Consider the following 23,540-nt stretch of genomic DNA (forward strand, 5'->3'; position numbering starts at 1 on the left):
ATATTTTGTAAATGCGGGAGTTTTTTAGCTTAAAAATTCTTTAAATATTCTCTGAAAAATATTTTCTGAGAATCAAATGCTAAATCGTCAAGATTGATTTCGTTTAAAGGAATCCAATGTGTTTCCGAAATTTCTGAAAGCGCTAAACTTACTTCAAATTTTTCTGAAACGCTGTATTCATAAAATAAGTCGATCGTATTGTAGTCAATTTCTTTATATTGATAAACATTGGGAAGACTTGTAAGATATTTCAGATTTTTAACATCTATATCGAGTTGCAGTTCTTCGGAAAGTTCACGTTTGCAGGTTTGCTCCGCACTTTCTCTTGGGTCAACAAATCCTCCTGCTAAATCAAGTTTTCCTTTTTTGGGTTCCTGATTTCTTCTGGTAAGATATACTTCATCTCCACATCTTATCACCACCGCAACGGCTCCTGCAACGTTATTATATAGAGTGAAATTGCAATTGGAACAGCTCCATTTTTTTTCGCTGTCCCAATTCAATGATTCTTTGCCGCAATTAGGGCAAAATTTCAATATTTTCATTCAACAATTTTAGTCTTATTTCTCGGATGGAAGGTTAAAATCACATCACGAAGCTCTTCAGTTTTAAGATGGGTATAAACCTGCGTTGTCGTAATGCTAGAATGTCCCAGCATTTCCTGGATGAAACGAAGATCTGCACCATTCTGCATCAGATGTGTCGCAAATGAATGTCTGAATGTGTGTGGAGATATTTTCTTGCTTACACCCGCTTTGTCTGTAAGTTCTTTAATGATAAGAAATACAATCACTCTGGACATTGAAGTTCCTCTGCTGTTTAAAAACAAAGTGTCTTCATGTTTTTTATTGATCTTAATTTTTGAACGTACCTCACGGATGTAAATCTGTAGCAAATCTGCGGTATAATGAGCTAAAGGAACAAAACGTACCTTATTTCCTTTTCCAATAACTTTAATGTAGTTCTCTTTAAAATTGATGTTTGAAATTTTTACATCAATTAATTCGGAAACACGCAGGCCGCAACCGTATAATACCTCGATAATGCATTGATTCCGCTTTCCAAGATCCGAACTGGTATCTATTGCATCAATAATTTTATTGATGTCGGCTAGGCTTAAAGTATCAGGAAGGTATAATCCCAATTTAGGTCCTTCAAGCAATGATGAAGGATTGTCTTCACGAATTTCGTCCTCCATCAGAAATCTGAAAAAAGCTTTGATAGACGAGATCCATCTCGCCTGTGATCTTTCACTGAATTTCTGTTTGGATAATGTGAAGATGTACTCTTGCAGGTTTTCATAAGAGATAACGTCAGGACCTGTGTTTTCCAGATCTTCTTCTGCGTATTCTTTTAGTTTTTTGATGTCTCTTACGTAAGCATCAAGTGTGTTTTCTGAGAAATTTCTTTCGAATCTTAGAAAAATTTCAAAATCTTTAATTTTTTCATCCCAATTCATTGTGTTGTGTTTTTTTTATTTATAATTCATTTTCTGTAACCTGTATTATTTCAATACCATGTTCTTGTAAAAATGATATTCCTTCATTATCAGAATAAGCATTTATGTATACGAGTCTTTCTATTCCTGCCTGTAATATCAGCTTGCTGCAGTCTTTGCAGGGTGAGAGCGTAAGATATAAAGTCGCTCCCCGGGCTGATTGTGTAGAACCGGCTAATTTAAGAATCGCATTTGCTTCCGCATGTAAGACGTACCAGTGAGTTTTACCGTTTTCGTCTTCACAGCAGTTTTCTGATCCAGAAGGGGTACCATTGTAACCGTCTGAAATAATCATCCTATCTTTTACGATAAGAGCTCCTACTTGTTTTCTTTCACAGTAGGAAAGTTTTGCCCATTCGAGAGCCATTTTTAGATAAGCTTTATCAAACTTACTATACGTCTGCATCATTTTCGAAATAATCTGTGATATGGTATATTTTAGAAGTTTGGTTTTCTTTTTTCAAGAAAAGCAGAAACTCCTTCTTTTTTATCTTTCATTTCAAAAAGTTCTCCGAAATACTTGATTTCAGCTTCAAAGCCTTTATCCGTATCAGATAGATTAGTTGCTTGTATTGCTTTAGAAATTGCCATTGGAGAATTGCTAGAAATTATCTTAGCCAATTCTTTTGTCTTACTTAATAATTCTTCAATAGGGTAAACCTCATTTACCAGACCAATTTCTTTTGCTTTTTGTGCAGGAACCATCTTAGCTGAGAAAATCATCTCGTTGGCTATTCCTTTTCCTACTAATTTTGGAAGTCTTTGTGTACCTCCGTATCCCGGAATTAATCCTAAAGTCACCTCGGGAAGACCTAGTTTAGCATTTTCGGATGCATATCTTATATGACATGCCATTGCTAATTCTAATCCTCCACCCAGAGCAAAACCATTTACAGCAGCAATTACCGGTTTAGATAGACTTTCAATTTTATTGAAAAGATTATTATGACCGTTTCTTGCAAGCTCTTCTGCTTTTTCCTGATTAAGATTGGTGAATTCTTTAATATCAGCTCCGGCTACAAACGATTTTTCTCCGCTTCCTGTTAATATGATAACTCTTACTTCATGATCAGATGCTAACTCATCTAACGCAGAACTGATTTCTTTTATTGTATTAGCATTTAATGCATTTAAGCTTTCAGGTCTGTTGATTGTGATGATTGCAGTCTTATCTTCTTTGCTTAAAATTATATTTTCGTAACTCATTCAGTTATCTATATCTTTAATAACCTGCAAATTAAAAATTATTTTGCAAAAAAAAGGGAAAAAATTTATTTTTTTCCCTTTTTTGTTTATTTATAATAGTTTATTTTGAATGATTCATCATGTTTGAATCAATATTGATGTGTAAACCTGAAGCTACTTTCATGCCAAGCTCAATATTTGCTCTGAAGAAGTGACACAATTGACGGTTGATAATTTCATCTCTTTTTGGCCCGTCAATCCCGCTCATATGATCAATAATATTTTTAACCAAATGATCTCTGTCTTCCTGATTCATTGCTTTTGTATATAGTAATCCGGGTTGAGTGTAATGGTCGTCATCATTTTCGTTACGATTGTAGTTTGCCACATGATTACTGTCTAATTCATATTCGAAATTCTTATATGAAGAATCCGGTTGTATGTCATCAAAACTATTGGGATGATAATTGGGCTTGTCTTGGTATTCGCTCGAATCTGCCATAAAACCGTCTCTTTGATAATTATTGACTGCAAAAGGACATCTGTTTACTTCTAATTGATGAGAATTTACACCCACTCTGTATCGATGGGCGTCAGGATAAGAAAATAATCTTCCCTGAAGCATTTTATCTGGTGAAAAACTGATTCCGTTGATTAAATTACTCGGTGAAAAAGTTGACTGTTCTACATGAGCAAAGAAGTTATTCGGAATTTCATTGAGTTCCATTTCTCCGACCTCAATAAGTGGGAAATCTCCTTGAAACCATACTTTGGTAATATCAAAAGGATTCCATCTAAACTCTTTTGCCTGCTCTTCCGTCATGGTTTGAATATACATCGTCCATTTTGGAAAATCACCGTTTTCGATAGCGTTACAAAGATCTTCCTGGGCAAAATCAGGATTTTCTCCTGCCATTTTAGTAGCATCTTCGTTGCTGAAGTTTTTAATTCCCTGTTTTGTTTTAAAATGGAATTTCACCCAGATTCTTTCATTCTTTTCATTAATCATCGAAAAAGTATGCGATCCAAAACCGTGCATGTGTCTGTAACCATGTGGAGTTCCTCTGTCTGACATTAAAATCAGAACCTGATGGAGTGATTCCGGATTTAAACTCCAGAAATCCCACATCATTGTTGCGCTTTTAAGATTAGTTTTAGGAACTCTTTTTTGAGTGTGAATAAAATCGGGGAATTTTTTAGCGTCCTTAATAAAGAAAACCGGGGTGTTGTTTCCTACTAAATCCCAGTTTCCGTCTTCGGTATAAAATTTTAAAGCAAAGCCTCGTGGGTCTCTTGCTGTGTCTGCACTTCCTTTTTCACCTCCGACAGTTGAAAAACGGGCAAACATTTTACAGGAATTTCCTACTTGAGAAAAAAGTTTTGCTTTTGTGTATTTTGAAATATCATGAGTTACCGTAAATTTTCCATAAGCACCGCTTCCTTTGGCGTGAACTATCCTTTCGGGAATTCTTTCTCTCACAAAATGAGCAAGATTTTCCTGTAAGATAAAGTCTTGCAGCAAAACCGGACCTCTTGAACCTACGGTTTGAGAATCCTGATGCTCATAATAAGGAGCACCGCTGCTTGAAGTTAATTTTTTAGAATCCATAGAATTATATTTGATTGATTTTTCAGTTTTCAGGAGCTGCAATCTGCTTAATAATTATCAAATTTACTCGAATTTTTAATTGGTTCTGACAAAAACATCATATCTTTGTCATAGATAATATTAATCAAATGAACATTCAGCAATTGGAATATCTTATCGCTGTCGATAAGTATAAACATTTTGGTAAAGCTGCTCAGGCTTGTTTTATTACCCAGCCGACATTAAGTGCAATGATACAGAAGTTTGAAGATGAGCTGGATGTAAAAGTCTTTGACAGAACGACTCATCCCATTCGTACAACAGATGTAGGGCTGCAAATCATAGATCAGGCTAAAGTGATTATCGAAGCCGTCAACGAGCTGAAGAATAAAGCTAATTTATTGAATAATATTTTAGGCGGAACGATTAATTTGGGAATTATCCCAACGGTATCGTCATTTATTTTGCCAACAGAAATTTTCCATTTTCTTGAAGATAACCCCAAGATTCTGATGAATGTGAAAGAAATGACTACGGATAATATCATCAAAGCTCTGAAAGCCGGAGAATTGGATGCCGGAATTATTTCTACACCATACGATAATGCTAACGAATTTTATCAGGATTTTCTATTCAATGAAGAATTGATGATTTACAGTTCGGATACCGAAGCCAACAAGAAGAATACGTTTATCGTTCCTGACGAATTAAACGTTGAAAAAGTTTGGCTTTTGGAAGAAGGAAACTGTCTTAGAAATCAGTTTGAAAATATTTGTCATTTAAAAGAAAACAGATTAAAACCTAAAAATTTAGATTTCTTAGCTTCAAATATTCAGACTTTAGTTCATATGGTTGATAAAGTAGGCGGAATCAGTATTTTACCTGAATTGGCTTTAAATCAATTGTCTGAAGAGCAAAAAAGTAAAGTTTTCAGATTCAAAAAGCCTTTTCCTTACAGAGAAATAAGCATTATTTATTATAAGCCGACTTTCAAGCAGAAAATTATTGACGAATTAGGTTCATTTATCAAAAACTCGCTCAGCAAAAAACTGAATTTTAACGAAAATCCTAAAGATTATGTGAGCATCAAGCCTCAATAATCACTCTCAATATTGATATAAATCATTAATTTCAAGAAAATTATAATTACCGTTCAAAAGTTTTGAGTATTAAGAAAATAGTACTTAAATTTGCCAGCGTTATTAACGAGGAAAAATTTGACCTGATTGCAACCTCTCTAAAAAAATGCTAAAACAGTATATTCTTTTTAGCTTTTTCTGGGCAATTATTCATTTTTTTCTTCTACATTTAATTTTAAAAATACAAGAATAATATGTCTTATTTATTTACGTCTGAATCAGTTTCAGAAGGGCATCCAGATAAAATTGCCGACCAGATTTCCGATGCATTAATCGATAACTTTTTAGCATATGACAAAACTTCAAAAGTAGCTTGCGAAACTTTGGTGACGACAGGACAGGTTGTTTTGGCTGGTGAGGTAAAATCTGATGCTTATCTTGATGTACAAACGATTGCCAGAGAAGTAATCAACGGAATTGGTTATACGAAGGGTGAATATATGTTCAACGGTGATTCTTGTGGTGTAATCTCTGCAATTCACGAACAATCTCCGGATATCAATCAAGGTGTTGACAGAGCTGTAAATGACGAGTCTTTCGAAGCTAAAGCAAATGCACAGGGAGCAGGAGATCAGGGAATGATGTTCGGATATGCAACCAACGAGACGGCAAACTATATGCCTTTGGCTTTAGATTTAGCCCATACGATTCTGAAAGAACTTTCTGCGATCAGAAGAGAAGATTCTGAAATCAAATATCTTCGTCCTGATGCAAAATCTCAGGTGACGATTGAATATTCTGATGATCACAAACCGGTAAGAATAGATTCTATCGTAGTTTCTACTCAGCACGATGATTTTGCTGCTGAAGAAGAAATGCTGAACAAGATCAGAGAAGATATCAAAAATATTTTGATTCCGAGAGTTGTTGCTTTGCAGACTGAGGAAATTAAAGCTTTATTCAATGATCAAATTAAATATCACATCAACCCAACTGGAAAATTCGTAATCGGAGGTCCTCACGGAGATACAGGTTTGACAGGAAGAAAAATCATCGTAGATACTTACGGTGGAAAAGGAGCTCACGGTGGTGGTGCATTTTCAGGGAAAGATCCTTCAAAAGTAGACAGAAGTGCTGCTTATGCTACGAGACACATCGCAAAAAACTTAGTTGCAGCAGGTGTTGCAGATGAGGTTTTGGTACAGGTTTCTTATGCAATTGGTGTTGCCGAACCATGTGGTTTATACATTAATACTTACGGAACTTCAAAAGTAGGTTTACATGATGGTGAAATTGCTAAAAAAGTGTCTACAGTATTTGATCTTAGACCTTACGCAATCGAGCAGAATCTTAAACTAAGAAATCCTATCTACCAAGAGACTGCATCTTACGGTCACATGGGAAGAGAGCATTTTGTTGCTGATAAGACTTTCAATAAAGGTCATAAAAACGAATTGACTTTAACAGGTTTGGAATTCTTTACCTGGGAAAAATTAGACAAAGTAGAAGAAATTAAATCCGCATTTGGAATTTAATCAATTCTTTTAAATATTTAAACTGCCTTATCTAACGAAAGATAAGGCAGTTTTTTTTAAATTTACGTTTTAAATAAAATAAGATGAAGAACTTTTGTTGGATAGTGGCAATTGTATTTGTATGTTTTCTAAGTGCTTTTTCAAAAGCTCAGGTTACGATACATAAAATGGTGAATGTAGGATATGTCTACCAGAATCAAAGCTTTGGTGAAGTAGGAGTAAAGTTACTTTTCTTGAAAACCGATGATGTCATCTACAGATTGGGTGCCTCTGCATTAATGGGTTCTGCAAATTCTGAATTTGCCATCATGCCAAAAGTGAATGCAGATGTTTTATTAAATTTTGAAAAAAATGTAGACTTCAAACATTCTTATTATTTTTTGGCAGGAGTTGAAGGAACAAATAAATATATAGCTCCAAAAATCGGAGTTTCTATATTCGGTCTTTTAGATTTGACAGGAGGTTATGCTTTTTCGATTGCAGACAGCAGATTAAATGGCAAAGAATTGAAAGGTTTAAATATTAATTTCACATTAAATATTCCTACAGCATTCTTACATGACATGTTTAAGTAGATTTTTTTATAGAATTCTTTGAAATATTTAATAATTAGTTAACAGTTATTAAAATTTTATTTATATTTACAACATAATTTGATGCTTATAGAATAGACTTTACTTTTTAAACAACTTTGTAGCTACGATAAACCAGTCAGAATGACGGGAGACAGCTTGGCTACAAGTATATACTGAGAAGAAAAGTCATGAAATCAACAGATAGCCTATTAATATCTCTTTACCAGAAAGGAGACGAAGAAGCATTATCAACCCTTATACATCGTCATCAGAAAGACCTTTTTTCATTTATTCTTTACAAAATAAATGATGAATATTTGGCAAACGACGTTTTCCAGGATACTTTTATTAAAATTATCGTCATGCTAAAGGAGGGACGTTATAATGAGGAAGGAAAGTTTATTCTTTGGGCAAAAAGAATTGCACAAAATCTTATTATTGACCATTTCAGAGCTAAATCTAAAAATGTAAAAGTTTCTGAAACTACTTTTGATAATGATGAGTTTTCTATTTTTGATTTGATCAGAGAGCCGTCTGAAAATATCGAGGATCAATTAGTAAGTATGCAGATTCAGGAAGATCTGCTGAAAATGCTTCAGTGTCTTCCCGAAAATCAGCAAGAGGTGATAAAACTCAGGTTTTTCGACGGATTGAGTTTTAAAGAGATCGCAGATCATACGGATATGAGTATTAATACGACTTTAGGCAGGGTTCGCTATGCACTGATCAACTTAAGAAAAATCATGGAAGAAAATAATATTATTTTAACGAGATAATAATTCACTCACTTTCACGTTTTAAAGAAAAAACATTTTTTGCCTATGAAAAATAACGATTCTTTAAAAATGAAAAGTTTGAAACCCAAAAAACAAACCATTGATTTTTTGCTTAGTTTCTCAAAAAGTCTTGACGTGGTAAAGATTAAAAACAATCATTATCACCTTTCAAAAAATTAATCATTAATTTGTGCTGTATGAAAATTCAGCACATTTTTTTTGATCTCGATAATACGCTTTGGGATCACCGTAAAAACGCTTATCTCACGATCAACAGTCTTTTCGAAAAAGAAGAAATTACTTTAAAATATAATATTGATTTTGAAGAATTTCATTCTGTATATCATGAGATCAACGAAAAACTTTGGGAGCAAATTCGAGACGGTGAAATTGATAAAGATTACCTCCGAAAACACCGATTTTATGATACATTTAAACGGTTTGGAATTGATGATTTAAAATTATCAATGTTTTTTGAAGAACATTTTTTAGATAAAATTCTTAATTACAACTATTTGGTAGAAGGTGCAGAATATATTCTGGATTATTTAAAATCCAAAAACTATACTTTACATATTATTTCCAACGGTTTTCAGGAAGTCACAGAAAGAAAATGTATTCTATCAGGAATTGATCATTACTTTAATACGATTACAAGTGCCGATTCTGTTGGTGTGAGAAAACCAAATCCTGAAATATTTGAATATTCTTTAGATCTTTCCAAAGCTAAGAAAGAAGAAAGTATTCTAATCGGTGACGATTGGATCGCAGATGTCGTAGGAGCCCAGAATTTCGGGATAGATGTGATTTTCTTTGATGTTTTTAATGAAAATCCAAAGCAGGAAAATTTGAAAGTTATTAAACATCTTTTACAGATTAAAGAATATTTGTAAGAAATGCTTTATCAATAAATTATTTTTAAAAAGTTTCGGCGACACCAAAGGTGCCGCCGAAACTTTATTCGGTTGAAAAAATTTAGATTAGATTCCCAAACTCTCTCTTACTCTTTTAATAGTCTCTGTAGCAATCGCTCTTGTTTTCACAGCGCCTTCCTGAAGTTTTGCTTCCAGTTCTTCAAGATTATTCATGTAGTAAGAAAATAACTCTCTTTCTTTTTCAAATCTTGTTAAAATTAAATCTAAGAGCTCTTTTTTTGCATGACCGTAACCAAAGTTTCCGGCTAGATATTTAGCTCTCAATTCTTCTGTTTGCTCTGGAGTTGCAATCAGCTCATAGATTGCAAAAGTCTTATCAGTGGAGGGATCTTTTGGTTCTTCCAAAGATTTAGAATCACTTTCGATGCTCATTACCTGTTTTTTCAATTGCTTTTCAGGTAAGAAAATATTGATGATATTTCCTCTTGATTTCGACATTTTGTGTCCGTCGATTCCGGGAACATATTTCGTGTTTTCCTGAAGCTCGGCTTGAGGTAAAACCAATACTTCACCCATTTGATTATTAAACCTTGAAGCTACATCACGGGCAATTTCCAAATGTTGAAGCTGATCTTTTCCAACAGGTACAATTTCGGCATCGTACAACAAAATATCTGCCGCCATCAAAATAGGATAGGTAAACAAACCTGCGTTTACGTCCTGCAAACGGTCAGCTTTATCTTTAAAAGAATGCGCTAAAGTTAGTCTCTGATAAGGAAAAAAACATGATAAATGCCAAGATAGTTCACAGGTTTCAGGGATGTCGCTCTGTCTGTAAAAGAATGTTTTTTCGGTATCAAGTCCGCAGGCAAGCCAAGCTGCAGCAATTTCGTACGTGTTGTTTTTAAGTTCTTTTGCATCTTTTATCTGTGTAAGCGAATGAAGATTCGCAATAAATAAAAATGATTCGTTTCCTGATTGCTTTGATAGTTCAATCGCAGGAATAATAGCACCTAAAAGGTTTCCAAGGTGCGGTGTTCCGGTGGCTTGTATGCCGGTAAGAATTCTTGACATTTGTTTTGAATTATTTATAAAAATTAATGAATTGCAAATTTAATGAAACTATTTAAAGTCTAATAATGTAATGCTTATTTCCTTTATTTGTCATCCTGAAAAGTATAACTGTTGAGATTCTTTCAGAATGACAAAGATTACGTTTATAGATGTTATTTATGAAGATAGCAATTATTCAGTCTGTTTGTTCATCCTGAAAAGATCTCAACTTTATTTATAATTGTTTTAAAATTACGCAGGAATTAAAATCTTATCCCCTCCATATTTCGTTCAACGCCAAAAATCAGATCCCAATAAACTTTTGCTTTTGCGAGATATTCTCGGCTGTTGGTCTTGAGTCCTGCATATTTATTCACATCCTTTGCATTGTAACCGTAAGCTTCAATTCCGTTTTTTCTTGCTAAAAATACTGCCCTTTCATTATGAAATTTTTGCGAAATGATAATCAGCTTTTTCTGTCCGAAAATTTCTTTTGCTCTTACAACAGAATCCAAAGTCCTGAAACCCGCAAAATCAAGAAAAATCTTATCTTCTGGGATTCCGTATTGCATTAAAGTAAGCTGCATGTCTTCAGGTTCATTATAATCTTTTCGGCTGTTGTCGCCACTCACAATGATGTATTCTATCCTACCACTTTTATAGAGATCAACAGTCGCTTTTATCCTGTTATAGAAATAAGCATTTGGTTGTCCGTTTGTTAAGTTTTTTGCTTGTTCCTAATAATAAAGCTGTTTTCGTTTTGGGAATTTCTTCAAGATAGTTGGAAACATAGGCATTGCTGTATTTCTTAATGCTGTAATTGGCAAAAGCAATAAAAATAATTCCTGCGACGAAAAGAAGCAGGAAAAATTTTAAAATATTTTTAAAAACTTTTTTCATTAAATATGAATTGTTTAAAATTCAAGACCATTCGGGAAAGCTTTCTTTCTGAAGATCAATAATAATGCAGCTCCCACAGTAATTGCAGAGTCAGCAACATTGAAGATATATTTAAAAAATTCGATGTGTTTTCCACCGATTATTGGCCAGCTTTCAGGAACCGTCCAATCAACTAAAGGAAAGTGAAGCATATCAACAACGCACCCTTTCATAAAATTAGAATAACCGTCACCGATAGATGTTATTTTTGAAACTCCACCATAATCAATCCATCTTCCAATACTTTCGTCATAAACTGTTCCGCTGTCGAAAATCAGTCCGTAGAACATTCCGTCAATAATATTTCCGATTGCTCCTGCAAAAATGATAGACATTGGTATAATTAAATAATTTGAAGCTCCCTGTTTCAGCCATTTTTTAAATAAATAGATCATTCCTCCGATTAAGAAAAGCCTTAAGACTACCAGAAGATATTTACCAATCAGTCCGCCAAAATGGAGTCCGTAAGCCATACCCGGATTTTCAACAAAAGTAAGTTTAAAAAAAGGTAAAACAGAAACGCTTTCTCCTAAACTAAAATGAGTTTTGATATAAATTTTTGAAGCCTGATCTATAAATAATATTAGAAAAGTGACAGCTAAGATCTTTTTCATTACAAATTAGTCTTTGGTTTGTCTTTAAAACTTTTCCCTGTATTTTCTTTTTTAACAGGAGTTTTTTTCTCGAAAGTTTGAGTTTTCATTCCTCTTGTATGAAATTTTTCGTAACGAATTCCCATATCTTTCATCACGCTTTTCAGTGCGTTCAGCTCCATTTGGTTTTTGGGGTGTACAATTAATGCTTCCATTTTTTTTATTTAATTCTTTTTTGTCAGTCTGAGCCATAGTCGAAGACTTATTTTTTAGACAGTTCGTCTAATCTTTTTCGGTCTTTTGCAGACAGATCATTGATTCCGTTTTTGCCCATTTTGCTCAGAAGTTTGTCGATTTCCTTTTCTCTTTCGCGTTTATCAGAATTAAACTGTTGATCTATCGTCAGATTTTTTGGCTTGTCGGGATAGAATCTGTTTTTGATTCTGTCTCTGTTGAAAAACCATAAAATGGCGATAAGAATAATTCCTAAAATCAAATATTCGCTCATAGATATAATTAAAAATTAGGTTTATAAAATGTCATACAACATTTCATAAACCCAATAATTTATTTACAAAAATAAGATAAAAATATTATCTCTGCATATTTTTAGCCTCGATGCTCAAAGTAGCGTGCGGAACTGCCAAAAGTCTTTCTTTCGGAATCAGTTTTCCGGTCACTCTACATACACCGTAAGTTTTATTTTCTATTCTGATCAAAGCATTTTTCAGATCTCTGACAAATTTTTCCTGTCTTCCTGCCAAAATAGAGTTTTGCTCTTTACTCAAAGTTTCTGCACCTTCTTCAAAGGCTTTGAATGTTGGTGAAGTATCATCAGTCCCGTTATTCTGGTCGTTGATGAAGCTTTCTCTGATTAGCTGCAGATCTTTCTCTGCTTTTTCTATTTTTTCTCTAATAACTTTTTTAAATTCCTGTAAATCAGAGTCATTATATCTTACCCTTTCGTCTTGCATGGTCTTTTTCTTTTTTAATAAAATTATGAAATGGAGTTTGAAAAAACAATAACTATACGTTAATTTTTTTCAACATTTACTTTAAAATTAATGTCATCAATGTCGATTTCGTTAAAATTTGAAAGTGAAGATACAATTTCTATTTTATTTGACAAGACTTCAGATGAAATATATTCTTCATTTTGCTTAATTTGATCCAAAAACGGGCTGTTTTCTTCCAAAATGATGCTTATTCTGTCTGTTAATTCAAAATCTTTGTCTTTTCTCAGATTTTGGATCCTGTTAATAAACTCTCTTGCGATACCTTCAGATTTTAACTCATCAGTCATCTTCAAATCTAATGCCACAGTTGTTTTTCCGTCAGAAGTTACTGTCCATCCCGGAATATCTTTTGTGGAAATCTCAACATCAGCAACTGTGATTTCATAACCTTGCAGCTCAATTTTTCCTTCTTTTTCTAAAGATGATATCTGCTCAGCTGAAAGATTAGTAATTTCATTACCAACAACTTTCATGTCTTTTCCAAGCCTGGAACCTAAAGTTTTGAAGTTAGGTTTGATTTGTTTTACAATTAAATGAGATGCTTCTTCGGCATTGATTAATTGTAATTCTTTAACGTTAACTTCCTGTTTAATTAATTCGGCAACTGCTAAAATTTGCTCCTCAGTCTTTTTATCCAAAACAGGAATCAATACTTTTTGCAAAGGCTGACGCACTTTTACATTTTCCTTTTTTCTCAAAGAGAAAACCATACTTGTAATATTTTGTGCTAAATGAGTTTTTTCAACCAAATCTTGGTCGATTAAACTTTCATCCGCAACCGGGAAGTCTGTTAAATGTACAGATTCTGAACTTTCTTTTCCTGTTACTTTGTTCAAATCCTGATACAATTGATCCATAAAGAATGGAGCGATTGGCGCAGATAATTTAGCAACGGTTTCAAGACAGGTATATAAAGTTTGGTAAGCAGAGATCTTGTCATCAGAGTAATCTCCTTTCCAGAAACGTCTTCTGCATAATCTTACGTACCAGTTACTTAAATTATCATTGACGAAATTGCTGATTGCTCTTGCAACTCTTGTCGGTTCGTAATCTTCATAGAATGCTTTTACTTCTTTGATTAAAAGATTTAATTCAGATAAAATCCAACGGTCAATTTCAGGACGGTTTTCTATTTCTTTTTCAGAATAATTAAATCCGTCAACATTTGCATACAAGGCAAAGAATGAATACGTGTTGTAAAGTGTTCCGAAAAATTTTCTTCTTACTTCATCAATTCCTTCAATGTCAAATTTCAAATTTTCCCAGGGATTTGCGTTTGAAATCATGTACCAACGCGTTGCATCGGGACCGTAAACGGCAAGCGTTTCAAACGGGTCAACAGCATTTCCTAAACGTTTTGACATTTTCTGACCGTTTTTATCCAAAACAAGTCCGTTACTCATTACATTTTTATAAGCAACTGAATCAAAAACCGCAGTTCCTATGGCGTGAAGCGTATAAAACCATCCACGAGTCTGATCAACTCCTTCAGCAATAAAATCTGCCGGGAAAGCTTTATGGTTGTCAATTAATTCTTTATTCTCAAAAGGATAATGCAACTGTGCATAAGGCATTGAACCTGAATCGAACCAAACGTCAATCAGGTCGCTTTCACGGTTCATTGCTTTTCCGGAATCTGAAACCAAAACAACTTTGTCAACAATGTTTTTGTGTAAGTCAACCAAAGAATAATTTTCTTCAGACATGTTTCCGATTTCAAAGCCTTTGAACGGATTTTCTTTCATCAATCCTGCGGCAACAGATTTTTCGATCTCATTGTACAACTCTTCTACAGAACCGATTATTTTTTCTTCTGCCTGTCCCGAACCTATCGAAGGGTCTGTTCTCCAGATCGGCAAAGGAATTCCCCAATATCTTGAGCGGGATAAATTCCAGTCGTTGACGTTTTCTAGCCAGTTGGCAAAACGACCTTCTCCGGTAGCTTTTGGCTTCCAGTTGATTTCTTTGTTTAAATCTACTAAACGGTCTTTTACAGCCGTCATTTTCACAAACCAAGAATCCAAAGGATAATATAAGACGGGTTTGTCGGTTCTCCAGCAATGAGGGTAGCTGTGAACATATTTTTCAACCTTGAAGGCTTTGTTTTCTGTTTTTAAAACAATTGCCAGTTCTACATCCCAAGATTTTTCAGGAGCAGTTCCGTCATCGTAATATTCATTTTTAATATATTTTCCTGAGAAAGTTTCCGGAACATCATTTCCTTTGATAAATTTCCCTTGAAGGTCAACCAACGGAACTAAATTATCGTTTTCGTCTTTTACCAACATTGGCGGAATTCCGTTTTCTTTGGCAACTCTCGCATCATCCGCGCCAAAAGTAGGAGCAATATGTACGATACCAGTACCGTCTTCCGTTGTTACAAAATCTCCGATGATCACTCTGAACGCTTTTTTTTCCCTTTGGTCAAGATACGCTCCGCTTGATTCAGGAGTTTCATCCGGCGTAAACCAAGGAATTAACTGTTCGTATTGAGTTTCAGCCAATTTTTCTCCGGTAAATTCTTTTAAAACTTTATATGGAATCGTTTTACTGTCTGAAGTATAGTTTGCCAAATCTTCATCAGTTCCTTCAATGAATTTTTTGCCGAAATTCTTTTCTAATAAAACTCTCGCCAAAACAACCGTTACGGGCTCAAAAGTATATTGGTTGAAAGTTTTAACGACAACATATTCAATATCTCTTCCTACCGCCAAAGCTGTGTTTGAAGGTAAAGTCCAAGGAGTTGTCGTCCAAGCTAAAATGTTTACATCTCCATCGATATCATTAAATAAGTCTGAAGAATCTTTTTTAACTTTAAACTGAGCAACAATGGTTGTATCGGTAACATCACGGTAAGTTCCAGGCTGATTCAACTCGTGAGAAGAAAGCCCTGTTCCTGCTTTCGGAGAATACGGCTGAATGGTGTAACCTTTATACAACAATTCTTTGCTGTACAATTGCTTCAACAACCACCAAACCGTCTCCATATATTTTGACTTGTACGTGATGTAAGGATCTTCAAGATCTACCCAATATCCGATCTTTTCGGTCAGGTGATTCCAAACATCAGTATAACGCATTACTGCTTCACGACAAGCTTTGTTGTAATCTTCAATCGAAATTTTTTTGCCAATATCTTCTTTTGTAATTCCGAGTTCTTTTTCAACTCCTAATTCTACGGGAAGTCCGTGCGTGTCCCAACCTGCTTTACGGAAAACCTGTTTCCCGTTCTGAGTCTGGTAACGGCAGAAAATATCTTTCAGCGCTCTTGCCATAACGTGGTGAATTCCAGGCATTCCGTTTGCTGAAGGCGGACCTTCGTAAAACACAAACTCAGGATTTCCCTGACGTGTTTCCACACTTTTTGCAAAAGTGTCGTTTGCTTTCCAGAACTCCGAAACATTCTCGGCTACGTCTATAAGATTGAGGTTTTTATATTCTTTAAATTGGCTCATTGTAATTTCTCAATTTCGTTGATTAATCAAGTTGGCAAATTTAGTGATTTTTGTCGGTTTATAATATATGTTTTATTTTGATTCGGTTTATTGAAAATTTTGAGAAGATCAAAGTGTTTTCAAAAGTGAATTGTTAATGCTGGAATGTGAATTTAAAAGTTTCTCAATAACAGAATCTGTAGTTTCTATCAATAGGAGTGGGCTTTAGCCCACTTTCAAATTCGACGAATGATATTGGCTTTTGCCAAAACCTATTTTCTCTCGCAGATTTTGCAGATAACACAGATTTATACAATTTAATTTTAAAAATAATCTGTGAAAATCTGTGCGATCCGTGGGAGAAAAAATGCTTCAAATTTTAATTTTAATTTAAATAAATTTGTCATCTAAATTTAAACTATTGGAACTCTTCCCACTCATCGAGAAATCAAGCATTCAGGACATCAAAAAATTTCAGGAAGAAAAACTTCATGAGCTTTTGAAATATTTGGAGGCACATTCACTTTTTTATCAAAAATTATTTAAAAAAAATAATATTAAGATTTCGGAGATCCAGACTTTAGAAGATTTGAAGAAAATCCCGACGACATCGAAGAACGACATTCAGCAGAACAACGATGGTTTTTTCTGTATCTCAAATGATAAAATTGTGGATTATAGCACTACTTCGGGTACGTTGGGAGATCCTGTTACGTTCGGTTTGTCAGATTCTGATTTGGAGAGATTAGCTTATAACGAAGCGATTTCTTTTGCCTGTGCAGGAATTCAGAAAGGTGATGTTGTGCAGATGATCACGACTATTGACAAGAGATTTATGGCGGGTTTGGCTTATTTTTTAGGTTTAAGAAAAATGGGTGCAAGTGTCGTAAGAATGGGACCTGGAATTCCCGAGCTTCAATGGGATTCTATTTTCAGATATAAACCGAAATATCTGATTACTGTTCCTTCATTTCTTCTAAAAATGATTGATTATGCCGAAAAGCATGGAATTGATTATAAAAATTCAAGCATTTACGGAGCAGTATGCATCGGCGAAAGCATCAAAAATCAGGATTTTACAGATAATATTCTTTCACAGAAAATAAAAGAAAAATGGGATATTAAATTATTCTCAACCTATGCTTCCACAGAAATGAGCACCGCTTTCACGGAATGCGAATTTCAGGTTGGAGGACATCAACACCCTGAATTGATTATCACAGAAATTCTTGATGATAATGAAAATCCGGTGAAGGAAGGAGAAAGCGGAGAACTGACGATTACGACTTTAGATGTTGAAGCACTTCCACTATTAAGATTTAAAACGGGAGATTTAGTTAAAGCACATTACGAACCTTGTCAATGTGGTAGAAACACGATGCGATTGGGTCCTGTTGTCGGAAGAAAACAGCAGATGATCAAATATAAAGGGACCACTTTGTATCCTCCAGCGATGAATGATATTCTGAATGATTTTGACGGTATTTTATGTTACCAGATTGTAATCCAGTCAAATGAAATTGGTTTAGATGAAATTATTATTAAAGTAAGCACAGAGAGCGAATCAGAAAGTTTTGTCAATGAAGTGAGAGATCATTTCAGAGCAAAATTAAGGGTGAGTCCGAAAATTGAGATTGTAACTTTTGATGTTTTGTCAAAAACCGTTCACAATCCAAACAGCAGAAAACCTATTAATTTTTTAGATTTAAGATAGTTTATTCAAATAAACAGGAAATATTATCATTTAATTAAATTAGAATTTCTCAAGGAATATTATATTTGCTGACTTTTAATTATTATATTAAACTATGAAAAAATTATTTCTAATGCTGTTCTTTGCTATTGCATCCACGGCTTTTTCACAAAACAAAATTAATGTCATTCAGGGAAATTATGATTTTCTTAAAGACCAAACCGAAGTAAATGTTCAATTGAAATTTGACAATGCGGCTTATCAGGAGAAGAATTTATCAGAAGCGCAATATATTGAAAGCAGAAAAGCCGATATTACAGCACGAAAAGGGGATAAGGTTTGGGATAACTGGACTTATCAATGGGAAAAATTTAAAACTTCAGAATATTTGGAATATTTCTATAAAGGGATAAATGCAAAATCAAAAAAGATAAAATTTAAGAATGATGTTAAAGCAAAATATACTTTAATCATAGATGCGAAATGGATCTACGCAGGTTGGTATGGTGGTATGATCGGTTCTCAGGAAGCCAAACTTACAGCAGATTTGCTATTTGTGGAAACAGACAATCCTTCAAATGTAATCATGAAATTACAGGCAGATAAAATTCAAGGCAAGAAAATGAACGACCAATTTTCTTGGGAATATGGAAGAATTGCTGCGGCGTATGAGATTACAGGAAAAAAACTTGGTACAGAAATCAAAAAGGTTTTAAAATAACAAAAGCGGTCTGAAATTTTCAGACCGCTTTTTTATGGTTGCTGTTTTTCTGTTTTAATGAAATTGGCGAGATTTACGATTGCAGTATCGTGTATTCTTACAAACGTATTTTTTTTGTCCCAGACATAACCTGCCAAAACTGCGCAGATTTTCCTTTTCACATCAGGGTTTTCTGGTTGATGGAAAAATAATTCCTGAAGATTTCCGGTGTACCATTCTTTCACATAGGTTGTAAAAACGTTGACTCCGTATAAAATATAGTCAGCAAATTCTGTCTGCCAATCAACTTTTTCGCCGTTTAATTGTCTTATTGCCAATTTTGCTGCCGTCATTCCGCCTTCTGTTGCGAATGCCATTCCAGATGAAAAAACGGGATCGAGAAATTCTGAGGCATTTCCCGTTAAAGCAAATCCGTCTCCAAATAAGCTTTTTACCGAACAGGAATAATCTTTCAAATGTCTCGGCTCAAACAAAAATTCAACATCACCAAAACGTTTTACATAATAATCTGAAAGTGAAATTGCTTTTCGTAAAGCTTCTGAAGTATCTCCGTTTTCAGACAATTTATCAATATATTCAGTCGGACCCACAATTCCCACACTTGTATTTCCATTTGAAAAAGGAATTACCCAAAGCCAAACCTCGGTTTCAATAATATCAAATGAAATCAAAGTTCCTTCTACGCCTTCTTCTCTGTTGACATCTTCAACATGAGCAAAAATCGCAGAGTGCGGAGAAAGTTTTGAAGGTTTTTCTAAATCTAAAAGTCTTGGCAAAACTCTTCCGTAACCACTAGAATCGATGACAAATTTTGCGTGGATTTCTTTTGTTTCGCCTTCTTTATTTTTTACAGTCGTAATAGAATCAGTTCCGTTAAATTCAATTCCGATTACTTCAGTTTCAAATTCTAAATCTACACCTTTATTGATGACTTCATTAGCTAGAGCCTGATCAAAATCAGCTCTCGGAACCTGCCAAGTCCAGTCCCATCCTTCTCCGAATTTATTACTAAAATCAAAAAGGCAAACTTCATCACCTCTCAAAAAACGTGCCCCCAATTTTTTCTCGAAGCCCATTTTATCCAAAGCAGGAAAAAGTCCGGCCTCCTCAAAATGATCCATTACTCTCGGGATCAGACTTTCGCCAACGACAAGTCTCGGAAATTTTGTTTTTTCAACAACTTTTACGTTGATATTATTCTTCTTTAGGTACGAAGAAGAGACGCATCCGGAAGGTCCAGCTCCGATTACGAGAACATCAACAAATTCTTTGATCATCTTTGATTTTTTATTTTAATAATAACTTATATCTTTGCCGCAAAATTAATGACAATTAATTATATTTTACAAAATTATATATTATTACTTTTAATTGATGAAAATAAATAACTTTTTAGAACTGAGGGATTTTCAGAAGATCATTATAGAAAATGAAATAATAGAACTCGATGAGGTACTTCTCAACCGTGTGAATGCAAGTTTTCAGTTTCTGAAAGAATTTTCAAAAAACAAAGTAATTTATGGAGTCAACACGGGCTTCGGACCAATGGCTCAGTTCAAGATCAGCGACGAAGATACCCATCAGCTTCAGTATAATCTGATCAGAAGTCATTCTTCAGGTATCGGAAATCCTTTGCCGGCAGATGAAGTGAAAGCATGTATGTTGGCGAGATTAAACACTTTATCATTAGGAAATTCAGGAGTTCATGAATCTGTTGTGAATTTACTTAAAGAATTAATTAACAGAGATGTTACACCGTTGATTTTCGAGCATGGCGGAGTGGGAGCGAGTGGAGATTTGGTGCAATTGGCACATTTGGCTTTAGTATTAATCGGTGAAGGCGAAGTTTTTTATAAAGGTGAAAAAAAATCGACCAAAGAAGTTTTTGACATCGAAGGTTTGGAGCCCATTAAAGTTGAAATCCGTGAAGGTCTTGCTTTGATGAACGGAACTTCTGTTATGTCTGGAATTGGAATTGTTAATGCTTACAAAGCAAATCAGTTAACTGATATTTCGATTAAATTATCTTGTGCGATTAATGAAATCGTTCAGGCATATGACGATCATTTATCAGAAGCTTTAAACGGAACAAAACTTCACGCAGGTCAGCAAAAAATTGCAGCCAAAATGCGCGAGCATTTATCCGATAGTAAATTGATCAGAAAAAGAGCTGATCATTTATACACTCATTTCGAAGAACAGGAAAAGGTTTTTAAAGAAAAAGTTCAGGAATATTATTCTTTAAGATGTGTTCCGCAGATTTTGGGGCCAGTTTTAGATACTTTAGAATATACAGAAAAAGTTCTTGAAAATGAGATCAATTCAGCAAATGATAATCCAATTATAGACGTTGAAAATCAGCACGTTTACCACGGCGGAAATTTCCATGGAGATTATATTTCTTTGGAAATGGATAAGCTGAAAATTGTTGTTACTAAACTGACAATGTTGGCTGAAAGACAATTAAATTATCTTTTAAACTCAAAAATCAACGAAATTTTGCCTCCTTTTGTTAATTTAGGTAAATTAGGCTTCAATTTTGGAATGCAGGGAGTTCAGTTCACGGCAACTTCTACAACGGCCGAAAGCCAGATGTTGTCAAACTCAATGTATGTTCACAGTATCCCTAATAATAATGATAATCAGGATATTGTAAGCATGGGAACGAATGCTGCGGTAATTTGCAGAAAGGTAATCGAAAATGCTTTTGAAGTATTGGCAATTGAAGCAATCACGATCATTCAGGCAATTGAATATCTTGACTTTAAAGATAAAGTTTCATCATCAACAAGAGAATTGTATGATGAAATTAGAAAAATCATTCCGGCTTTTTCAAATGATATGGTAATGTATCCGTATTTAGAAGAAGTGAAGAAATATTTAAAGACAATGTAATTATTTAGTTTGATTAATTGTCAATAAAACTAATACGAAACAATATTAACATTAATACATGAAATGTGCTATCATAACAGGCGGTTCCAGAGGTATCGGAAGAGCGATCTGTATAAAACTTGCTGAAGATAAAAATTATCATATTCTGATCAACTACACTTCAAATGAAGCTGCTGCAAGGGAAACTTTGGCTAAAGTTGAAGAATTGGGCTCTACAGGTGAGATCCTTAAATTTGATGTAGGAAATGCAGAAGAAACTTTAAAAGTTTTAAATGAATGGCAGGAAAATAATTCAAAATCAATTGTTGAAGTGATTATAAACAATGCCGGAATTACAAGAGACGGATTATTCATGTGGATGCCAAGTGAAGACTGGAACTCTGTGATCAACACGAGTTTAAATGGTTTTTATAATGTTACTAATTTCTTCATTCAGAAATTATTACGCAATAAATACGGAAGAATTATTAACATGGTTTCGGTTTCCGGAGTAAAAGGTACTGCGGGACAAACCAATTATTCTGCGGCTAAAGGAGCTTTGGTTGGAGCTACAAAAGCTTTGGCTCAGGAAGTTGCAAAAAGAAATATTACTGTGAATGCAGTTGCACCGGGTTTCATCAAAACAGATATGACTCAGGATTTTAATGAAGATGAATTAAAAGCAATGATTCCTGTCAACAGATTTGGTGAAGCAGAAGAGGTGGCAGATTTGGTTGCGTTTTTAGCTTCGAAAAAATCTTCTTACATTACAGGTGAAGTAATCAATATTAACGGAGGAATTTATTCATAAAATCAGATGGCAGATAATAGGTAGCAGTAATTACTGGAAACCTAAAAAACTGCAACCTAAAACCTAGAATTTAAATGGAAAATAGGGTAGTCATTACCGGAATGGGAATTTATTCTTGCATCGGAACTTCTTTGGAAGAAGTGAAAGAATCCCTGTATCAAGGTAAATCCGGAATAGTTTTAATTGATGAGAGAAAAGAGTTTGGTTTCAGATCTGGTTTATCCGGAGTTGTCCCGAAACCGGATCTCAAAAATCTTCTCAGCAGAAGACAGCGTGTAAGTATGGGTGAAGAAAGCGAATATGCTTACCTGGCTACACTTGATGCGCTTAAAAATGCCAGTATAGACCAAGACTTTTTAGATCAGAATGAAGTCGGAATTTTATATGGAAATGACAGTGTTTCTAAAGCGGTTGTAGAATCAATCGACATTGCAAGAGAGAAAAAAGATACAGCTTTAATGGGTTCCGGAGCGATTTTTAAATCGATGAACTCTACTGTGACAATGAATCTTTCCACAATTTTTAAATTAAGAGGAATCAATTTAACCATCAGTGCAGCTTGTGCGAGCGGTTCTCATTCTTTGGGATTGGCTTACATGATGATCAAAAATGGTTTTCAGGACATGATCGTTTGTGGCGGAGCTCAGGAAACCAATAAATATTCAATGGCAAGTTTTGATGGTTTAGGCGTTTTTTCGGTAAGAGAAAACGAGCCTACTAAAGCTTCAAGACCTTTTGATTCAGAGAGAGACGGTTTAATTCCAAGCGGAGGAGCTGCATCTTTGATTGTTGAAAGTCTGGAATCTGCTCAAAAAAGAGGAGCCAATATTTTAGCAGAAATTATTGGTTATGGTTTTTCATCCAATGGCGGACATATTTCAACACCGAATGTTGACGGTCCGGCTTTGGCAATGAACAGAGCTTTAAAACAATCAGGTTTAAAAGCTGAAAATATAGATTATATCAACGCTCATGCAACCTCTACACCGATTGGTGATACAAATGAGGCAAAAGCAATTTACGAAATCTTTGGAAGTGAAGTTCCGGTGAGTTCCACAAAATCGATGACCGGTCACGAATGTTGGATGGCAGGAGCGAGTGAAGTGATTTATTCGATTCTGATGATGCAGAATGATTTTGTGGCACCAAATATCAATCTGGAAAATCCTGATGATGAGGCGAAAAAGATAAATCTTATCGCTGAGACAAAAAATCAAAAAATTGACGTATTTTTGTCGAATTCTTTTGGATTTGGGGGAACCAATTCCGCATTAATTGTAAAAAAGTTTGAGTAA

General features: G+C 34.5%; 24 protein-coding genes. 10 read left to right on the plus strand and 14 right to left on the minus strand.

Annotated features, from left to right (window positions below; genetic code table 11):
• Positions 1–29: 29 nt before the first annotated feature.
• The 5 genes from K0R77_RS14875 to K0R77_RS14895 all read right to left on the minus strand — a co-directional run bounded on the left by K0R77_RS14875 (position 30) and on the right by K0R77_RS14895 (position 4,292).
• Entirely contained in the window at positions 30–545 is a 516-nt protein-coding gene (locus K0R77_RS14875) for an NUDIX domain-containing protein (RefSeq protein ID WP_300354003.1), read from the minus strand.
• Positions 542–1,459 (minus strand): site-specific tyrosine recombinase XerD, encoded by a 918-nt coding sequence (xerD, locus tag K0R77_RS14880; RefSeq protein WP_300354006.1) that lies wholly within the window; start codon positions 1,457–1,459, stop codon positions 542–544. The genes K0R77_RS14875 and xerD overlap by 4 nt, the downstream gene beginning before the upstream one ends.
• 19 nt (positions 1,460–1,478) lie before the next feature.
• Positions 1,479–1,904, minus strand: a complete 426-nt coding sequence (locus tag K0R77_RS14885) for a dCMP deaminase family protein (protein ID WP_300354191.1) — start codon at positions 1,902–1,904, stop codon at positions 1,479–1,481.
• Between the two features lie 32 nt (positions 1,905–1,936).
• A complete protein-coding gene (locus K0R77_RS14890; protein ID WP_300354009.1) occupies positions 1,937–2,704 on the minus strand; it encodes an enoyl-CoA hydratase-related protein in 768 nt (255 codons plus the stop codon).
• A 100-nt stretch (positions 2,705–2,804) separates the two neighbouring features.
• Entirely contained in the window at positions 2,805–4,292 is a 1,488-nt protein-coding gene (locus K0R77_RS14895) for a catalase (protein ID WP_300354012.1), read from the minus strand.
• Between the two features lie 128 nt (positions 4,293–4,420).
• Between K0R77_RS14895 and K0R77_RS14900 the strand changes: the two genes are divergently transcribed.
• From K0R77_RS14900 to K0R77_RS14920, 5 genes are all read left to right on the plus strand, one after another.
• Positions 4,421–5,371: a LysR substrate-binding domain-containing protein gene (locus K0R77_RS14900; RefSeq protein WP_300354014.1), complete on the plus strand. Its 951-nt coding sequence runs from the start codon at positions 4,421–4,423 to the stop codon at positions 5,369–5,371.
• Between the two features lie 233 nt (positions 5,372–5,604).
• The gene (gene metK, locus K0R77_RS14905) at positions 5,605–6,885 is read left to right on the plus strand and encodes a methionine adenosyltransferase (protein ID WP_300354016.1); all 1,281 of its coding nucleotides are present in this window, start codon (positions 5,605–5,607) and stop codon (positions 6,883–6,885) included.
• Positions 6,886–6,968: 83 nt separating this feature from the next.
• The gene (locus K0R77_RS14910; RefSeq protein WP_300354019.1) at positions 6,969–7,460 is read left to right on the plus strand and encodes a hypothetical protein; all 492 of its coding nucleotides are present in this window, start codon (positions 6,969–6,971) and stop codon (positions 7,458–7,460) included.
• 188 nt (positions 7,461–7,648) lie between these two features.
• On the plus strand, positions 7,649–8,236 hold the full coding sequence (locus K0R77_RS14915) for a sigma-70 family RNA polymerase sigma factor (protein WP_300354022.1): 588 nt from the start codon (positions 7,649–7,651) through the stop codon (positions 8,234–8,236).
• 197 nt (positions 8,237–8,433) lie between these two features.
• Complete coding sequence (locus tag K0R77_RS14920) at positions 8,434–9,129, plus strand: YjjG family noncanonical pyrimidine nucleotidase (protein ID WP_300354025.1); 696 nt, start codon at positions 8,434–8,436, stop codon at positions 9,127–9,129.
• An 87-nt stretch (positions 9,130–9,216) separates the two neighbouring features.
• Here K0R77_RS14920 and trpS read toward each other — a convergent pair whose 3' ends face one another.
• From trpS to ileS, 8 genes are all read right to left on the minus strand, one after another.
• A complete protein-coding gene (trpS, locus tag K0R77_RS14925; protein WP_300354028.1) occupies positions 9,217–10,185 on the minus strand; it encodes a tryptophan--tRNA ligase in 969 nt (322 codons plus the stop codon).
• Positions 10,186–10,427: 242 nt separating this feature from the next.
• Positions 10,428–10,847, minus strand: a complete 420-nt coding sequence (locus K0R77_RS14930; protein WP_367182751.1) for a vancomycin high temperature exclusion protein — start codon at positions 10,845–10,847, stop codon at positions 10,428–10,430.
• Between the two features lie 4 nt (positions 10,848–10,851).
• On the minus strand, positions 10,852–11,064 hold the full coding sequence (locus K0R77_RS14935) for a hypothetical protein (RefSeq protein ID WP_300354031.1): 213 nt from the start codon (positions 11,062–11,064) through the stop codon (positions 10,852–10,854).
• Positions 11,065–11,078: 14 nt separating this feature from the next.
• Positions 11,079–11,717 (minus strand): lipoprotein signal peptidase, encoded by a 639-nt coding sequence (locus tag K0R77_RS14940; RefSeq protein ID WP_300354034.1) that lies wholly within the window; start codon positions 11,715–11,717, stop codon positions 11,079–11,081.
• Complete coding sequence (locus tag K0R77_RS14945; protein WP_300354037.1) at positions 11,717–11,911, minus strand: DUF2683 family protein; 195 nt, start codon at positions 11,909–11,911, stop codon at positions 11,717–11,719. Before K0R77_RS14945 ends, K0R77_RS14940 begins: the two co-directional genes overlap by 1 nt.
• A 47-nt stretch (positions 11,912–11,958) precedes the next feature.
• The gene (locus tag K0R77_RS14950; RefSeq protein WP_300354040.1) at positions 11,959–12,204 is read right to left on the minus strand and encodes a DUF6576 domain-containing protein; all 246 of its coding nucleotides are present in this window, start codon (positions 12,202–12,204) and stop codon (positions 11,959–11,961) included.
• 85 nt (positions 12,205–12,289) lie between these two features.
• The gene (locus K0R77_RS14955) at positions 12,290–12,670 is read right to left on the minus strand and encodes a TraR/DksA C4-type zinc finger protein (RefSeq protein ID WP_300354042.1); all 381 of its coding nucleotides are present in this window, start codon (positions 12,668–12,670) and stop codon (positions 12,290–12,292) included.
• 59 nt (positions 12,671–12,729) lie between these two features.
• Positions 12,730–16,167, minus strand: a complete 3,438-nt coding sequence (gene ileS / locus K0R77_RS14960; protein ID WP_300354045.1) for an isoleucine--tRNA ligase — start codon at positions 16,165–16,167, stop codon at positions 12,730–12,732.
• 400 nt (positions 16,168–16,567) lie between these two features.
• Between ileS and K0R77_RS14965 the strand changes: the two genes are divergently transcribed.
• Positions 16,568–17,860 (plus strand): phenylacetate--CoA ligase family protein, encoded by a 1,293-nt coding sequence (locus tag K0R77_RS14965; RefSeq protein WP_300354048.1) that lies wholly within the window; start codon positions 16,568–16,570, stop codon positions 17,858–17,860.
• A gap of 94 nt (positions 17,861–17,954) precedes the next feature.
• Positions 17,955–18,560 (plus strand): hypothetical protein, encoded by a 606-nt coding sequence (locus K0R77_RS14970; RefSeq protein WP_300354051.1) that lies wholly within the window; start codon positions 17,955–17,957, stop codon positions 18,558–18,560.
• 32 nt (positions 18,561–18,592) lie between these two features.
• Here the strand turns inward: K0R77_RS14970 and K0R77_RS14975 are convergent, their stop codons facing one another.
• On the minus strand, positions 18,593–19,837 hold the full coding sequence (locus tag K0R77_RS14975; protein ID WP_300354054.1) for an NAD(P)/FAD-dependent oxidoreductase: 1,245 nt from the start codon (positions 19,835–19,837) through the stop codon (positions 18,593–18,595).
• A 97-nt stretch (positions 19,838–19,934) separates the two neighbouring features.
• On the opposite strand from K0R77_RS14975, the gene hutH reads away from it, so the two are divergent.
• From hutH to K0R77_RS14990, 3 genes are all read left to right on the plus strand, one after another.
• A complete protein-coding gene (gene hutH, locus K0R77_RS14980; RefSeq protein WP_300354057.1) occupies positions 19,935–21,455 on the plus strand; it encodes a histidine ammonia-lyase in 1,521 nt (506 codons plus the stop codon).
• 58 nt (positions 21,456–21,513) lie between these two features.
• Entirely contained in the window at positions 21,514–22,245 is a 732-nt protein-coding gene (fabG, locus tag K0R77_RS14985; RefSeq protein WP_300354060.1) for a 3-oxoacyl-ACP reductase FabG, read from the plus strand.
• 74 nt (positions 22,246–22,319) lie between these two features.
• Positions 22,320–23,540, plus strand: a complete 1,221-nt coding sequence (locus K0R77_RS14990; protein ID WP_300354063.1) for a beta-ketoacyl synthase — start codon at positions 22,320–22,322, stop codon at positions 23,538–23,540.

The sequence above is a fragment of the Chryseobacterium sp. genome, assembly GCF_029240215.1.
In the GTDB taxonomy this organism is placed as follows: Bacteria; Bacteroidota; Bacteroidia; order Flavobacteriales; family Weeksellaceae; genus Chryseobacterium.

Excerpts from the sequence above, each read along its gene's own strand:
- K0R77_RS14875 (WP_300354003.1), bottom strand. The coding sequence starts at position 545 with ATGAAAATATTGAAATTTTGCCCTAATTGCGGCAAAGAATCATTGAAT.
- K0R77_RS14955 (WP_300354042.1), bottom strand. The coding sequence starts at position 12,670 with ATGCAAGACGAAAGGGTAAGATATAATGACTCTGATTTACAGGAATTT.
- K0R77_RS14945 (WP_300354037.1), bottom strand. The coding sequence starts at position 11,911 with ATGGAAGCATTAATTGTACACCCCAAAAACCAAATGGAGCTGAACGCA.
- K0R77_RS14975 (WP_300354054.1), bottom strand. The coding sequence starts at position 19,837 with ATGATCAAAGAATTTGTTGATGTTCTCGTAATCGGAGCTGGACCTTCC.
- K0R77_RS14890 (WP_300354009.1), bottom strand. The coding sequence starts at position 2,704 with ATGAGTTACGAAAATATAATTTTAAGCAAAGAAGATAAGACTGCAATC.
- trpS (WP_300354028.1), bottom strand. The coding sequence starts at position 10,185 with ATGTCAAGAATTCTTACCGGCATACAAGCCACCGGAACACCGCACCTT.
- K0R77_RS14950 (WP_300354040.1), bottom strand. The coding sequence starts at position 12,204 with ATGAGCGAATATTTGATTTTAGGAATTATTCTTATCGCCATTTTATGG.
- K0R77_RS14935 (WP_300354031.1), bottom strand. The coding sequence starts at position 11,064 with ATGAAAAAAGTTTTTAAAAATATTTTAAAATTTTTCCTGCTTCTTTTC.
- fabG (WP_300354060.1), top strand. The coding sequence starts at position 21,514 with ATGAAATGTGCTATCATAACAGGCGGTTCCAGAGGTATCGGAAGAGCG.
- K0R77_RS14900 (WP_300354014.1), top strand. The coding sequence starts at position 4,421 with ATGAACATTCAGCAATTGGAATATCTTATCGCTGTCGATAAGTATAAA.
- xerD (WP_300354006.1), bottom strand. The coding sequence starts at position 1,459 with ATGAATTGGGATGAAAAAATTAAAGATTTTGAAATTTTTCTAAGATTC.
- metK (WP_300354016.1), top strand. The coding sequence starts at position 5,605 with ATGTCTTATTTATTTACGTCTGAATCAGTTTCAGAAGGGCATCCAGAT.
- K0R77_RS14915 (WP_300354022.1), top strand. The coding sequence starts at position 7,649 with ATGAAATCAACAGATAGCCTATTAATATCTCTTTACCAGAAAGGAGAC.
- ileS (WP_300354045.1), bottom strand. The coding sequence starts at position 16,167 with ATGAGCCAATTTAAAGAATATAAAAACCTCAATCTTATAGACGTAGCC.
- K0R77_RS14940 (WP_300354034.1), bottom strand. The coding sequence starts at position 11,717 with ATGAAAAAGATCTTAGCTGTCACTTTTCTAATATTATTTATAGATCAG.
- K0R77_RS14970 (WP_300354051.1), top strand. The coding sequence starts at position 17,955 with ATGAAAAAATTATTTCTAATGCTGTTCTTTGCTATTGCATCCACGGCT.
- K0R77_RS14990 (WP_300354063.1), top strand. The coding sequence starts at position 22,320 with ATGGAAAATAGGGTAGTCATTACCGGAATGGGAATTTATTCTTGCATC.
- K0R77_RS14895 (WP_300354012.1), bottom strand. The coding sequence starts at position 4,292 with ATGGATTCTAAAAAATTAACTTCAAGCAGCGGTGCTCCTTATTATGAG.
- hutH (WP_300354057.1), top strand. The coding sequence starts at position 19,935 with ATGAAAATAAATAACTTTTTAGAACTGAGGGATTTTCAGAAGATCATT.
- K0R77_RS14920 (WP_300354025.1), top strand. The coding sequence starts at position 8,434 with ATGAAAATTCAGCACATTTTTTTTGATCTCGATAATACGCTTTGGGAT.
- K0R77_RS14885 (WP_300354191.1), bottom strand. The coding sequence starts at position 1,904 with ATGCAGACGTATAGTAAGTTTGATAAAGCTTATCTAAAAATGGCTCTC.
- K0R77_RS14910 (WP_300354019.1), top strand. The coding sequence starts at position 6,969 with ATGAAGAACTTTTGTTGGATAGTGGCAATTGTATTTGTATGTTTTCTA.